The organism is Niastella soli, from assembly GCF_017742245.1.
In the GTDB taxonomy this organism is placed as follows: Bacteria; Bacteroidota; Bacteroidia; order Chitinophagales; family Chitinophagaceae; genus Niastella; species Niastella soli.
This window is the reverse complement of the sequence record NZ_JAGHKO010000011.1, coordinates 583,471-600,892: the sequence shown is the minus strand read 5'-3', so window position 1 is coordinate 600,892 and position 17,422 is coordinate 583,471. Positions and strand designations below refer to the sequence as shown.

The 17,422-nt window shown below is 42.9% G+C and carries 4 protein-coding genes; all 4 read right to left on the bottom strand.

The features are described 5' to 3' along the window. Window positions 1-181: 181 nt before the first annotated feature. Window positions 182-850, bottom strand: coding sequence for a hypothetical protein (locus J7I42_RS28305; protein WP_209142572.1), 669 nt, complete (start codon window positions 848-850; stop codon window positions 182-184). Between the two features lie 71 nt (window positions 851-921). Next, window positions 922-9,564, bottom strand: coding sequence for a DUF6443 domain-containing protein (locus tag J7I42_RS28300; RefSeq protein WP_209142570.1), 8,643 nt, complete (start codon window positions 9,562-9,564; stop codon window positions 922-924). Between the two features lie 155 nt (window positions 9,565-9,719). Then, entirely contained in the window at window positions 9,720-10,553 is an 834-nt protein-coding gene (locus J7I42_RS28295) for a hypothetical protein (RefSeq protein ID WP_209142568.1), read from the bottom strand. Window positions 10,554-10,570: 17 nt separating this feature from the next. Further along, window positions 10,571-17,401 (bottom strand): hypothetical protein, encoded by a 6,831-nt coding sequence (locus J7I42_RS28290; protein ID WP_209142566.1) that lies wholly within the window; start codon window positions 17,399-17,401, stop codon window positions 10,571-10,573. Between the last annotated feature and the right edge of the window lie 21 nt (window positions 17,402-17,422).

The following is a 17,422-nucleotide window of genomic DNA, read 5'->3' as shown; positions in this document are numbered from 1 at the left end:
ATTCATACAGCAATTGCTAAAAATATCAATAAGGCATTGGGAATTCGTCCTGTGGCATCCTGATCGATTAGCAGCAGCAGAATATAAAGTCAACTTCATAACTTCACCGATAGCCGTGCTTGGCGCACATAGAAAAGGAGGCCATATTGACCTCCTATAACTATTTTATATAACATCGCGATTACAGATTATGCTCCCGAATCGCAACGACTGTTTTGTAAATTCCAAACAATAAGCCCTCTTCCTGAACCCGATTGATAAAAATATCTTCATATAGATATACAAAAAACTGAACATCCTGGTTATTTATTATCAAGTAAGGATTCCAAGTTGTTCCATCTGAAGCCAGCTCCATTTTCCATTCAGCACTATATTTCCGAATAATTACATCTCCTATTAATGCAATAAAATGGATTAAATGGCTTTCCCTAAATTGTTGAGGATCTGCCAATCTATTAACCTTCGCATCTATATCTTTTAATAATTGCTCGTTTGACGATGTATAATTTATATCTAAAATTTGGCAAAGTTGTTTAATTAATACAGGAACTTCCTCGGGAAATTTTGCACCATAAATATTTTTACCCGCCAGAATTTCACTCCCATTTGAGTTCCCTACGGCGTTCAACAATACTTTATCAACGTCTTCCAAATTGTCATACAAGGTGTAGTAACTATTTTCTTCTACAACAACCTGCCCATTTTTAAGTTGGTGAACAGCTATATTATACTGGGTCCAAATTCTTTCTACAATACCTCCCACTGTATCTTTTAATAGGCTGTTATATTCGATTTTTGTAAGTGATTTACAGTTTATTTTCTGCCCATTATTTAATTCAATAGATTCCATTGTCTTAGAGTTCTTTAACTGACATGATGTAAATAAAGTCAAAACGCAAATTACTATTTTTTTATAATTTATCATTTCGTATTCCAATTTACTTCTACTGATTGGCCAGGTGCAACTACAGGCAAAGTTATGCTTTGTTCAGTCTTTACCGTATTAACTGGCGTCATTGATGAACCAACTCTAATTCTGGAAGGATCGGCCTTATCCTGCTCCGTGAATCTTTGAAAAAGCTTCACATTTTTAGACGTAGCATATTCTATCAAATCAGCTCCTAAAATACCAGACGAGGGCATTACTATCAGCAATCGAGCCATTCCATAATCTGAAGCCTTCAAGTTAGGATCCCATTTACTATTAACCCAGCCTCCTTTCTGTTCAGATAATATATTTATCATGATCTTTATTTGTTCAGGATTAAAAGCTGGAGTAAGTGGTAATGTACCCTTAAATTTTGCATCAGTAAAAGTTGCATCTTTAAAAATAATTTTCTGTGTATTTTTATTGTTAGATGGATCAAGCCTGTTTAATATACTATTCACTACAACATCAGGTATGACACCTTGAGGACTTGTTAAAGCTGGTTTATACACTTTCGTGTTTTTCGTCGCACCCATTGATCTCAAAACTGCATCCTCGTAAACCCTTCCAAGCCTAGCTATAGGGTTGGCTTTCGATTCCATTTTGAAAAATCCATTCGTGGCTGCCGTTATAATAAAATTTTTTGTAGTATTTGGTACAAAGTCACGATGTATTGCATCATAAATTAAATTAATTGGATTAGGCTCTGCTCCATCCAAATCTGTTGCCCATATTGGAGTATTTCCTGCAAACTGATACGGAGTATACCACGGATAATCCTTTGTTAAGGGGTCAACAGAAAGAAATTTCCCTATCCTCGGGTCATACACCCGCATCCCATAATCCTGTTGATTACCCTCTCCTTTTACCTCATTATCATTCTCCTTGCCATTAAACCCATACCGATAGTTGTTACTATTTTTGGTGATATACCTCCTGCCTGGCATCAACATGCCAAACGGATAATAATCATTGGCGTTTACAATATCCGCTTCATAATGATCAATCAGCGTACCTCCTGCCTGGGGATGGGCAATTCTCTTATCCGTCACAGTAACCAGTACATTGCCAAGATGATTGTTTAATTCAAAGAGCTTTTCTCCCCGCGTAAAGGTACGTTGTATGCCACTTTTAAAGCCGCAATCTAAAACAATCAAATCATCCTGCTTCGAATGCGTTGTTACAATCCCCAACCGTTTGCTGCCGTATAAATGCAACTCACTTTGGATCAGGGAGCCAGAGTTCGTTTTTGTATAAACACTCAGCACATTTCCATCATTATCCCGCACATAAGCAGTAGAACCCGATGGGGTTACTTTTAATATCCTGTTTCCGGCAGGGTCGTACGAAAATGTTGTGGTCACACCAGCTTTTGTTAAGCTGGTCATTTTACCGTAACTATCCCAGGTAATGTTAGTTATGCCTTCTACATTGTCTTCGGTAAGATTACCAATGACATCATACTTATAATTATCGTCTACCTGCCCCTGTTTAATGTCATTGTATTTACTATAATTCGTTGCGGAGGCGTCAGGCGCCAGATCAACTACTTTATGGAGTTTATTGGTACCAAGCGTATAATGATAAGTCAAATCATCCATCGAAGGCGTTGTACCATAGCTATTACGCAAATAAGAGAGAATATTCCCATTGGGGTCATAGCTGATCCTTTCTTTATAGTCATTTAATTGAGTATTTGGATCAAATGACCCGGTGGCTATATTCAACCCGCTATAAGCATCCATTGCCACAATGCGGTTCAACTGGTCGTAGTGATAGTTATAAACGTTGCTGGCGCCCAATTTAGGAATATTCACCGCCATGGCGGCGATATTTCCATTATACAAAGGTACGGCGCCACTACCCAGCTGTTTCAGTATCGAATTGTTTTGGGCCGCATATCCAATAGGATGATAGTCATTATCAAAATAATGCAAACTGAATCCATAGGCATCCTGGGTAACAGGCGTTATTTCAGTGGTATTGATTCCATTGGCCAGGGTGCCGCCAAATGCCGGGTTCACCCCTTTTATCCAACCGTTCACTGTATACGCATAATCCTGTTTCTGTACCATCAACTGCCCCAGTTTGGTGCTCGCCAGCAGTCCATGCTTATAATAATCATAGTGCGCTTCTTTTTCCCGGAAATAATTCAACATAACCTCATCCCTTCCACTGTATACATCTGTTATCCGGTTCTCGTCGTCATATTGATACCGATGATAGTAGGCATCATACTCACCTGGCTGGTAATTTACCTGGTTCACCTTCCCGGAAATAAGATCATAATCATACACGATCTTTTTGAACCGGTTACTGTTTTGGTTCATGAAATTAGGTACGCCACCAATATTACCAAAGTCCTGAACAAGCGCATCTACATTACCATGCACATCATAGGTGTAATAAGTGGCAGACGCACAATATGGATCGCCTATGTTATTCCATACCCGAGTATAAGCAACCCGGTTCCGCAGATTTTCCTGGTTAAGCACGTAGTTGTCTAATACCTTATAACCCTGGTCATAGACTGTTTGAACAACTTGCTTCTGCGAGCTGTATGCACTATTATTGTTATACCAGATATCTAACGCTCCTTTATTTTTTGAAGTCGCGTCGGTCAACAGGGTCGGACTTGTTAACTGCGATGTCTGCACAATTCGGCCAAAATCATCGTACTTCGTATAATTGTAAACATTTCCAGCCAGTGCCTGTTTGGCATTCTGGGCAGCCGCCGGTCTGCCTAGCTGGTCGTACCAGAACTGACTAATGCCAGCATCCGGTGTTTTTTCCAAAACTACCTTATCCAGACTGTTGTAGATATACCTCGTATCAAGGATATGGTCTGGCGTTCTTTCCGTGTAAGACAACCCGTTCTTCATTTTCTCCCGCTCTGCCATAACGCCATCCAGGAAGCTTTTGGTGTAATTGGGCTGCACACCTTTAGGCGGAATTGTTTTTACCAGATTGCCTGCACGGTCATAGTAATATAGTGTGTAATGGTATTCTTTCGGTTGATAATTGACAGTAAAAGTTTCGGTAGCTGCCAGGCATTTTTCCAGGTAAGCAGCACGGAAACCATCTATTGCTTGCTGCCTGAGGTACTCATACAGGATCTTTGCCTTTAATTTTGAACCGCTGGTGACGCCATCACAAGGCCCAGGCGGATTGTCAACAGTAGCATCATTCAACGGTTTATCGTCCCTGCATATCAACAGATTGCCGTTAGTTTCTCCACTGATGATACCACCTATGGGGCATTTTTTTGCATTGAATTCGTCTGAATAATATACCCAGTCATGCTGAAGCCCCGTTTTATAATTCACATATTTCGCAAACAGGTTATTCCAAACCACCATATCATCGGGCACTGAGCCTGTCATAACAGGGTCTTTACCAAAGAGGGTTTTAAAGGAAGCTTGCAGTGCAACGAATACATCACAGTTATAACATTTAGGTATGTCCTTGTCAAACCCGCACACCAGGAAAGCCGGCAACGGTTGTGGAGATAACAAAGGTATTGACGTAATGGTTACACAACCCGGCAAAGGGATAGAAGCATCCGGGCGGCATATCTCACATGGGCCGGGATCTGTATTGGGCGGACAAAGCTGAAATGACTGTCCGCATTTTAATAAACCTGCATATAGTTCAGGAGTGATAGTTTCGCGATTTGTAGACGTTAAATAGTCATTAATTACATTTAGCGAACTGGCTGAAGGATTTGCTGCAGAGATCTCCTGCAATAACTTATTCCATTGAGTACAGGTACACGGTTCTACGGTACTTATGAGCTGTTTCGCAACAGGCGGATTCATGCCATGGAGATTCGGCAGTTCAATTCCATAGGGATGGCAATATTCGTTGACAGTAATACCTTTCTCATGGAACACATCGAGGATCACCTGTTCAAAACTTGTATTGGCATTGCCACTATAGGCAGGAGCCACTGACGCAGCGCCATATGGGTTAGCCCCATCGGTACCGTTGCGGCACACTTCCAGCATTCTGGTGGTGATGGTACTGAGAATAGCTTCCTTTTCAGGATTATCTGCAAGCTGCGGACATTTGAGCAAGGTCTGCCGCCAGGCATTGATATAAGTATCGCAGGGATGCCCGTATGAAGCAGCTGCTCCTGCAAAGTCAATATTGGGGAAATTCCCGTCCGCGTCGGGAATCATCCCTTTCCACTCGTCGGTGATCGATGCTTTTGCATTGCTTCGCGCAGCTTCGGACAAATTTCGAGGAAAGTAAAGTCTATAATTCTCATTAATGAGTATCTCATTTTCATCGCCTCTGCCTTCTGCGTTGATGTAGTCATTTACCATTTCGTTGCGAACCTGTAAATAAAGACCTTTATATACAGTCCACGCCTGCGATTGAATAGCAGCGGTTAAAGTAACGTTAGCAACCCCGTTATACACATTACTTCCCGTGCCTCTAAACTCCGTGGGCATACCGGAATAGCAGGCGTTCTTTTGATAAGGGTCCATAAGGGTTTTACAACCAAATGCATCCCCATAGGCCAATTGCCACAAGCGGTAACCACTTGTTTTCGGATAGATGTAGTTGGCAACAATATTCCCTTTGTCGGCCTGTCCGGCCATCTTAAAGAACGGATCATCAGGAATGGGATCACGTGCAATTGTATTAAACTGCAGCTTATCGATAAAATCATACGCATCGCGCAGCTTGTTTTCTGCGAATATTAGTTTATTGTATTCCGGATGATGTTTCAGCAATGCACCAGCCCACGAACTCTTGAACGACTGCTCAAAATCGTCCTGTGTCATTTTCTTTAAATCAGCAGCAGAGATCGATGCATCAACACTACCATAGTCATTATAATAGTTATTATCTGCGGGCGATTCATTCTGCGGATATCTATAGTATGGTTGCTGAGATAAACCACCGCTCTGTGCCAGAATATTGTACCTATCATATATATATCCTGACCTTTCCGGATCAGCGTATTGTCCCGTGAAAGGCACCATATCGGCCAGCATTTGCTTTCTGATACTTACCAGTGTATTCGATATTTCCGGATCAAGGGATGTACAAAATGCAACCGCTTCATCATATTGAGTTTTGATGTCGCTTATTTGCGCGGGAGTAAGGTCGATTGCCGCAACATCAATAGACGCTGCATAATTCTTTTTGTAGGTCTCAAAGTCACCTAATTTAGCTATACACTCGCTGCTGGTGAGCTCAACAGGCTCCGCGCTGCAGTCAGAATTGTCTTTATCATCTTTAGAAATGGTGCTTATTAATTGCTCCAATGTACTACACACCCCTTTCCCATCTGCACCGTACTCCGCCAGCAAACTTTGTAACCAGGCCTGGTTGATCGTTAACGTTTTACGAACATTCCACGAGCCTACTGGCAGCTTATAGGTATCGCTCCAATCGATATCGGTGACCGCGGTAAAACTTTTCCCATACGAAGAGCGTTCGCCGGTTTCATCAACAATAGCGATCTCCCAATCGAACTTGCAATCGTACGTGACTGTACCTCCAACACAGATAGGCAGCGTTATCGTTTGCTTATTAAGCTTATAGGCAAACTTGTAATTGGTACTGGTGGGTACCAGCATACTTTTGACCAATTCAATGCTGTTACCCTTCAACAAATTGGTTTCTTTCGATAACAGGTTCCGGGTATTTTCTTCAAAGGGGTTATTAACATTGCTGGACAATGCTTGCTGCGTCGATTCCCCGGCCAGAGCAGTGGCGATGGTCCGCCCTTGCATATCCAGATAACTCACATTCATCTGACCGTTGGCATCCTGTACCATGTTCTTGAAGTAATGGCTTTTGTAGCCAACTTCTGTTCCAAACAGGGCGTCCAGTTCATCCTGTTCCGGCGTACTATAAAAATATAATGTCTCATGACCGCTGCCCATTTTATGCGCATCGCCGGGCGCGCTTTGCCGCATCACCCGGCCTGTTCCATCGGGCATATAGCGGGTAACAGAATACGGATATCCATTGGCGGCCGGAATGTTTTGATCAATTGCGGTAAGGTTCAGGTTCTTATCACTGTAATACTTGGCCGCCCCCTCTTTGGTGTCATCCATTGGGGTGGTAGCGTAAAAAGGAGTGGAAGTAGTAAAATCAAAATAATCAGCCGGATTGGTATTATCTGGCTGGTTATTAAACTTGTTCAGATTTTTTGTGTATGCTATAATATTATTTATACCTGGCACAGGTAATACCTGCACAGCAGGGCGGCCTTCCATATCATACATGGTTTCCGCCACTACAGTTTGACTGGTAGTGTTATCTTTTGTCACCGTTTGGCGAGGCCGCAACGTACCATCAAAATACTGGATAACGGATTTGCGTTTTCCTTCTTCGGCATAGGAAGTTGTTACCTGCCAGTTCAGGTCCTTTTCATGCCCGCCGTAAGAAAATGTTTTTGCATCGCTCCAGGGACCGTCGCTTCGACTGCCGGATGGCAACACATTTACCGCTCGCGCGCGCATATACAAAGTGCCCTCGCCTTCGTACAACAATGGCACCTTGTAGCTTCCACCTGCGGCGCCTTCCGCCAGATCGATACGGGTGGCCCCTGCTTTAAAGAGCAGCTCAGGGTCAACAACATTACTGCTGTTTTTGTATTCATCCTCCACACCTTGTTCCAGCCAGGCCCATTCCAGTTGTATACCATTGTTACCCGTATTGGCCGGTACCGTCCAGGTAACCTCCAGGGCATCGAGCAAAGCGCCAGGTGCAGGTACAACAATATTGAGATCCGGTTTTTTATTGTCTGCGAGCTGATAATAACGGGTAGCAGCCAGGGTATTGGTCAATTGCAACACCTGTTTGGTATCGAAGGCTACACCATTTACCGTTGTGGGCGCCTGTACATTCGTTACGGTAACGCGGGTAAATTCCGCATTTTCAAACATAAAATAGTTCAATGCATCATATTTCGCGCCGGTGTCTTTTGTATAATTAACGGAGAGATGTAACTGCTGCGGCGGCTGACAAACGCTGGACGAAGAATGGCCATACTCTATTTGCAGATCAACACTGGCAGTAAAATCGCCAGGGATAAAATTATTCGTTTCTTCAAGCACCTGCAACGCCAGCACATTTTTAATGGTGTGTGCTAACGACTGGTCGCCAGTGTAATCGTATTGGGTTTCTACCGGGCTGCCGTTCTTTAACAACGGGATAATACTTGTATTAGGGATATCGTCAATACCCTTGCCGAGGATAGCCATCCAGGGTTCAACAGCGACAATATTAACTCCTAATTGAGTTCGGGATGTCCCACACGCATTTGTAATAGTATAAGAGATGGTAGCCGTTCCCTCTGCAACTCCGGTAACCACCCCCTGACCATCAACTTTGGCAACCGCAGGATTACTGCTTTCCCAATTGCCTCCGGGCAAACTGTTATTAAGTTTCAAGGTAGAACCCTTTACACAGATTGTACTTCCGGTTATAGAAGGCAAAGCAGGGCATACATCCACGACAGCAACATTGCTGATCATTCGATCAGCGTTATTAACCATAATAGCCCGGTAATACATTTTTGAATTCACCAGCCCAGGATCATAAAACTCAACAGTACCATAAGGATTGTTTATATCCGTCCAGTTAACATTATCAGTAGAGCTTTGCCAATAATAATCAGGCCATGGAAACCCTCCATCAGTTGTACACCTAAGCTGGGCAGCAGCAGTTCCTGCAGTTATAGCCTGTGTCGCCGGACTAAGGGTTACAGATCTTACGTGATCATACACATAGAATGGAACTGATGGTGTATATACTATATTATTTTCACAATCCTGCACACCACGCCTTAAATACATGTTCTGATATAATGCACCTACGTTCCAATTCTGGAAGGTTGAACCATACCCACCATCCCACCACTGCCAATTGACATCATCATAAGAGTATTCCCAAAAATAATAATAACAATCAGGTCCGCCTCCGCCTACTGCTTCACTTCCCATAATCAATGGCGCTTGATCTCCTATGTACGAAAAAGCCTCATAGGGACTCAATGTACCTGCGTCAAGTGGTGCTGCATAGTTGTTTGCATAAAATACAGCACTCTTATCAGAGTTAGCATTATACCAATAAAGGTATCCGGAGTTACTGGTCCAGGTAACATCAATATCCATTGCAGAAAGTGAAGAACAAGGAATATTCCCCTTAAATAAACTACTTCCCGGATGGTTTGTAAAATACCCTCCTACAATATAATAACTATAATTCCCGCAATAAGTCGTATTGCCAGGGCCATTATATGATAGTGAGTATTTATAAGAAACCCCCGGAGTAACATTTGCCTGCCCCGTCAATTCATAACCCACCTGACTTACAGGAAGCGATGTCAACAAATTCCAGCTTGCATCATACAAAAGTATTTCCCCCGTTTTACTCAGCCAGGTGATGTCAATAGAAGTAAAGGAATTATTACCGCCCGAACAGTCAATATTGCCATCGTAGTTGGTCAAATAAGTACGATCGTCATAAAACCCGCCTCGAATTTCATAATGATACTCCCCACAGTACGGATGATTGCTGGAGCCATTATAGGTTACGGTATATATATATTTACTTCCTGGCTTAATATCTATTTGTCCATTGATCGCCCACTGCGCACTTGCTTTCATGTTCAAAAACATCATAACCGCCAACACAGGGTACAGGATTATATGTTTTCGTACGGATAGAAGTTTATATAACGATGGCATAAAATTCTTCATTGATTATTTCCGCTTCTCTAATGAGTTCTAAATTTTATTATTACTTTTCGGTTATACCTGCGTTATTCCTGGCTTATATTGTAAAGCTCATAACCTTTTACTGGTTGGTATTCACCATCAGCTGTTCTTATCACCCTGTTCTGCTCCTGCACAGGCGACGCTTTTTGCGCATAGTTAATGCTGGTAAAATTGCATGCTATAACCTGTTCTTTTACTACAAAAAACAGTTGACTGCCTTTGACATCCATAGTGAAAAGACGTCCTTTCCAGCCCGCCTCTTTTTCCATCGCGCTATAACTTGCAGAATCAACCGGCACCACACTTCTTTTGAGTTGTTTATACCGAAGTGGTTGATAATTGCCGGCGTTGTAAACCACATCGATTACTTCCTTTTCAAGATCAGTTCCGGAGATCCGGTCGCGGCTTTTCAAAACGATCCGCTTGCCTGAATTCCCTTCTTCCTGCATGGTGGCCGTAAATTTTTGCGAAAGCCTTTCCATAGAAGTATCGGGCATAAACAAGGCGAGCTCATTTCCTCTGCTATAAGACAGCAAACCCTTATCAGGAAACACCCTTATTATTTGGGCGGTGTTATCGACCATTATCAAAACGGTATCATTGATGATCTGTTCCATCCCTTCAGCCTGCATATAGAACGCATGCGGATCATAATACAGGGCCATATCAGTATCTGCGCTATCACTTTCCAACACCGTTGGCGTAACATAATGGGCAATATGGAGGTTTATTTGAACAGGCCACACCGTGTTCCATTTACCCAGTCTGACCAACTCCTGGAAAGCATCATTTTTGCCTCGTTTATTTTGTTGTGCTTTTGCTGTAACAGTTACAAGCAATAACACAGCCACTATTTTTATGGTTATATTCCGGTTCATACTTTTATAATTCTTTATTACTTAACCGATGACTGTAATGCACTCCTGGTTTCGGTGATGGTTTTAATGCCCTCTTTTGTTTCCACTTTCTTTCGTATAAGGGTGCCTTCTTCGTCATACTCATAAAAAGTAGCATAGTTGTTCGGGTCGAGCTCTGCTGTAAGCCGAAGGTTCACGGGGTCGTAGACATAACTTTTCATATTGGCATTATAGGGATGGATCCGGATGTCATCGAAATAGACCGATTGGCCACTGCTGTTTACAAAACGAAGCTCCATTCCATTGCCGCCAGGTGTGTTGAATTCGCCTTCGATCCGTTGCCAGCCATCGATGATAGGACCAGCTGGATTCATTATTACATTTTGCGCAGGATAATTGGGAAATGTAACCTGAACCTGGCTGTGGTTATAAGTATACTCCTTGCAGGGAATGCCATTGGCTGGGTCGCCGCACTTTTCGTGCACCCATGCACTTAATATCATTTTCTTATTACGTGGTACCGTAAAGATTGTATGATACATATCTTCACTGGCAGGTATTGGGGTATCATACTCACATACATTTTGTGGGCTGATCGATTTGTAACCCGGCATGTCATATAAAAACTGAAATGTATAATAATCACGGGGAAGCACTCTCGAATACAGCCCATAATCTGAAGGATCAGCATTTAAACTACAAACAATCTGATAGATCCCTTTCGGCAAACAAACAATAAAATCCTTCCGTAAAAAATCGGTGCTCTCTGTCGAATTTTCCAGAGCGGGTGAAATGATATCGCCACTGGTAACTGAATAAAAAGTAACCCCACTAACTGTGGCAAGGCCATTAGGACCGATCCCTGGGCCCTCGGCAGGATAAATACGCCTTGAAGTAGTTGTAAAACGATACTTGCTATGTTCTGTAATATCAACATACTGGCTTAATTCTAATTGATATGAATATGATTCAGGATTCTGACCAGGCGAATAAGGGTTGACTTCCAGCGCCATGCCAGTCTCACCGATGATGGCAATATTAGAGCTATTGAATATATCATCAGGATACCGCGAGACGATCGAATAGGTTGCTCCTCTTTCCCCAACCTGTTTTCGAACAGCCTTTCCAAACGGAAGTAAAAAATCCTCAACAACGGCTGCCTGTAAGTTGACCTGCTTTACCACGGTGCTACCACCATACACCTCCATCATAAATTTTCCTGAGTGGGGTGAAACGGCCGCCGCATCCCGGTCAATGATCCTCGAATTTGACAAGCCATTAAGATCGATATGTCTTTTTGCCTGGTTATTATACTGGATCGTACCAAGAGACTCTTCATAACCGTAGTCTTCAAAACCTTCAGCAAACATTTCAGAGAATCTGGAATTATTTGCCATAGCCACAGGCGTCGTCTTATTATACCCATATTGGGCCGACGTATAAATACCCAGTGGGTCCACGGTCTCCAGTTCCAGACCTTTTGTATTTACCCTGTTCAGTTTGCTGTTCCATACCCACTGTTTATTTTGAACATCGGGCCACATGTACCCTGTTTTTTTAATCCAGTAAGGCTTGAAGTTTTTCAAAAATCCATTTTCGGCAATGTTGGTTTTGACATTAAAATTGTCCTCTTTTCTGCCATCGTAAAAAACCATGCTTCGCCAGGGATGAAAATTCCCCAACAGCCCCTTACAATATGGGTTGATATTTTTAATAAGGACCCCGGCCGGGTCTTCATAAAACCGGTATGTACATTGATACTCATCTAATTCTTCTTTGTATCGTTTAAACTGGTCATTCTCTGTTTGCCATTTTTCCTTATACTCTACAGCAGACGCATTAATTACTTTTGTTGCGTTCGCAAATGACAGGGTCCCTGAATCTAAAGGATTATCCATACTGGTAATAGCGGCTATAGATTGTTCCAGCATATTTCGATGACCACTGCGGACAATACGGAATGAAACACCCGTACGGTTATACAAGAGTCCATTGGCATCCAAAAAAACAAGATCCGGAACAACACTGGTGATAGAGCTGTCTGCCCTGTTCTTATCGTAAGCCCAGATCAACTTTATACTCTCAGCAGAAGCTTCGGGACAAGTTGCCGGATTACCCGGCTCAATAATATATAACTCATCTCCGCTTTCAAATGGAATGTTCGGATCGTTAATTCTCCCGTTAAGAAAATCCTTATTAGCATAAGTAGCATCTATATTCCTGTTAGCTGGCCCCATGCCACTATAAGCCCAGTATGCAGGATACCTGGTGTTATAAACTGGCATGTTATATTCGTTATTAGTGCGCGTAACCAACACCTGGCCGGTTTCTGCATCATAGGCCATATTTTGTGTTTCTACCTCGCTACCCTTATCTATTACCACTACCCGGTCGAGAACGGCATGATAACTGATAACTTTTGTAGCGGTCACAGCCCGGTAAATATTCTCACTTATTCCATTGATCTGCCAGTAGGTGGGAATAGGAACAGGGATTCCCAGGATATAAAATATATCAACGTTCCCCTGATGGTCCCGGCTGGTGCTTTTTACGCTGAACTCCCGCGCATCGGTCATCAACTCTATGTCGATCCCCATATTGCCGGAAAAAACAGTGTTATTATAGTTGTCTATGAATGAAAATACTTCGTTTAGCTCGCTCACACCCGTATTCCGGTAAAAGTTCTCTGTATAATGTATTTTACTCTCCGGATCAGTTTCAGCATAGGATGTTTGCGATCTCATTTTCCCATGCATATCATTCGTGGCAACCAAAAATCCCTGCGATTGCGCTTTGTAGTCATATCCGTATTTTTTCAAGAATGTTTTGTTGGAGTTCTGGTGAAATTCCATCATCCCGTCTTCATCAAATGACGTATACTTACAAGAAACAGGATAGTCTTTTGCTGTATAAAATTCAGTGACCTGCCGGCCAATACCCGATCTTGACTTTTTGGGCGCGGTTGTACCCGCATGAATTGACGTGACGGTCACTTTACTATAACCTACAACCGGCGCAGGAAAAAATGCATCGAGCACCGGCATTTCTACTGCACCGTAGGAAGTAGGCCCCAGCGGCAGATCATCTTCCACATTTACTATAGATTGCCAGGGGTTTTCTTCGCCGCCAATAGAAGGTTCATAAGAGGCTACACCACTGCTAATAGTACGTATTTTTTCATTGAAAACTTCCGTGGTTTCATAATTGTATTGTTGTCCGTAGGAGGCTGTATACTGCCCGGTCATTGTATTCCAGTTGTCACGCAGCACTACAGATTTAACCCTGTACCCGCCGCCATACTTATACCCTTTCGGGGCATTCAGCCTTACAAAGCATTTCGACAGATCAGTGATCTGTGCTTTATAATCTTTACGAAAGGAACGCACCGGGTCTCTAAAGGCATCACCGCCGAGGTTCTTCCTAATGGCCTCAAACATATGAAGCAGCTGCTTTAATGTAGGTTCCCCCGAGACATCATATCCATCGAATGCCTGGCCAGGCAACTGTTGCCGCAAATATTCCAATGTGGTTATTGACAATGGACTCTTTTCACCCAACGGTTGCATTTTTACCCATATAATATGATGATCCTTGACATCCACGCCATAGTCTACATTTTCCTCTTCTCCAAAATTTGCATAGCAGGGAATATATTCTGCACCTTTAGGCATTCCAACCCAGATCTTGAATGCCAGTTGCGTCATCCCCTCCAGGTACATTTTTATATCGCCCGGTTTATCACAAGCTTCCGGTACTCGTATAAACACGTAATAATTATCCTCCTTAGGAGAAGGATATAACTTGTCAGTGGCTGTGCTGAAATCTGAATTACTGCCAAAACCAGCCACATTCATCATCACTGCGGCTCTTTTATTCTGCACCCAGGCATAATCATCACTTTCGTAATTAACTTCAATTTGTCCGCCTGATGGCAATGTTATTGCTTTCAGCGACCAGGCGCTGGCATTATTGCCCATGGTGTTTTTGTCCTGAACACTATAAGGGTAATCCCTGTTTTTTAATCCGCCCGGGTTCTGGTCTTCCGGCTTATAGGTACCCCACCTGTCAGCCGATGAAACGGCATATTTGGGATTATCCCCATAGGTAAAGCTGTATCTGCTTTTTACTTTTTTATTTTCCTTTCCATTAAATGTGAAATAGATGCTCTTTAACGTAAGCTTACCGTCCTCGGCCAGACCGGAATTATTATCAGGTGTCTTCTTGCAAAGCTCATAGGTATAATCAAAGTGTACTGTTTTGATGGGTTTGGCTTTGTTCAATCCATTTTTTAACAGATCAGCCTTGCTGTACAACGAGATCTTATCCAGCGCCTTTAACATTTTGGTATCGCTTACACCTCCATATACATTGTTGGCCCCTTTACCATCGTCCCTTTTTTTTACAAAAAACAAGGCGATCATATTCTTGGATTCAACAGACTGCAAATACCACGATTCCCGTTCACCGTAAGAGATCATAGCTTTATCGTCTTTCTTCTCGGAGCGGTTTCCTGCATTAAAATTACCTGTGGACTCCTTTGTATGTGGCGTGCGCCATTTATATAAGGAGTCACTTCCATCTTTGATCTTTGAGTAATTGAATTTAACGGCAGTTCCCAGATCGTCTTCGGTAATCCCGTCGTTTGTAATATCTACATAATCAGGAGACAAGATCCCCGATAATAAAAAGGAATGGGCGTAAGCCGGCGTAGTGGTAATTTGCAGGTAACCATCTATGGTTTCCTTATCAAGCAATCCCGAATTAGTTGTGGCCCATTCATTGTCTATTGTAACCTGGTCTGGACTTTCGGAATTGGTATTATCAACAGAGAATGTAAGGTCTTGTTGTATGGTATTATAAACAGGAATGCCATATACATATCTTTTCCCATCGCGTTCAGTTACATTTATCTGTGAGATGTGATGCTTCTTACGATCTTTACTATCAACGTCTACCCTTTTGATGGGATAATACAGCAATTTGTTTGTAGCATTTTCTAGAAAGCTCACGTTATCATAACTCTTGATGTCTTTATCTAATCCAATTACAGAAGCTTCTTCAGCAGACAAAAAGCTAATGACCTGTGAACGGCTGGTGCGTGGTGTATAATCACCATTAGGGTTCGTCAGTTTAACAGAGCTGGGAGCGCCAGTGCCTTTTACCGGGCGGCTATCGTCTCCAAAAAATTGCAGCTCGGGCTCAATGGTAGGTGCCTGCACGGTTCCACCCAATACATAACGCACCAATCTTGTTCCGCCCAGTTTGTCATAGCGGCCCAGCGCCGATACGGTAGCTTCGCCGGGATTACGGAAGTAAGCAGCACCAAAAGTTGATTTGGGCTTTGTAAACCCGGTAACACCCCGTAGTTTATTTCCATTCTTCCATTCCCCTGTTGTTGATGGGGTATTAATTATCTGCAAGTTTGCACCAAAGTGCCCAGGCAGATCTACGTCACCCCCGCCGCTGGTATTTTTATCTTTTGAAGTAGTTAAGTTATCTCTTACATAACCAAGATCAGAACGAAATGCCCTGATGTTGCCACCGGTGCCTTCTCCCTGAATTGCAAATACATCATATGTATATTGGGGTACTGAAATAATGGGCGTTTTGGGTGTTACTTCCCGGTCATTATAACGGGTGAAATCCATTATGTCTTCAGGATGGTTCTCTGCATTTTGGTAATAGAGATAACCGACCATAGGCTTTTCCTGTTTATAGTCGGCTTTCACCACTTCAGATTTTTGCCCATACACTTCTGTTTCAATATCTGCAGCCGCACCGTAGGCGCCAGTTCCAACTTGTGCCCGGACCGACCATGCCGTATTGGTAATCGGCATCCGGATAATTGGCAGATAGGAAGGTTTGGCAAAAGTGATGGTAGTATAATTCACCCCGCCTACGCCATTCGTTTTAAACGATTCATCTACCAGCTCACCCTGCGTTTGGTTAAAAAATACCTGTTCGTGGATGTTCAATGCCTTTATACCCGACCGGGAGTTGTATGAGGTTGAAACGCCTGCACTAGCATAAAGCGTATTAAAATTCAACATAGCAGCAGCCCCTAATGATACACCACCAGAGAAAGAAGCGCCTGCCCGGCTATTTACATCAATGCCCCAATTAGCTTTTGCACCTGCTGCTGCGGCTGCAAACTTTTCGCCGCCACCAAACTTACTAACGCTAAATAAGGTCGTACTACCCCTTACCCCTGCACTCAGCGAGGGGCCGAGATGGTTATTGAATTCCGCTCCTACTTCAACTATTACTGGCAACTTAATTCCAAGCCATTCAGCATCACCGCCAATATTTGCCCCCCAGGTTCTATTAGGTTTCATTCTTTGTTCAACGGTCAACTTTTCCTCTCCATTAAAATCATCCGGTATGCCACGCATATTGCGGTTAATGTTACCAGGGTTTATATTCCAACCCAACCCAACCCAACTTGCTTCCTGCTCAGGAGAGATACCACCGTTGTAATAGATGTTAATCGGATAACCGCCAACATCGAGCAGCGGAATATTATAGCTAAAATCACCGGTAAATAAATTCACCAGATTGTCGGCATTTACCGATTTAAACGATGACATCTCCGGCTGACTGGGACCACCAATAAATGCGGCACCAACTTCATGACCTGATTTTTTATTTACTACACCTGCATTTAATACTTTAGATGCAGGTATAACTGCCTTATGCCGGGCCTTGGGAATATTATTATTCTTAGGCACAGATCCGGATCCACCATAAAAATTTGTTCTGCTAACAGGCATGCTCCGCGCCCCTACCGGCAGCACAATGGATAAATAAAAAACAAAAAGGTAGAATCCCGCAATTTTTTTGCAGTGACGACTGGCTAACTGTAAGATCATATTGCTACGAAAAACGAGTTT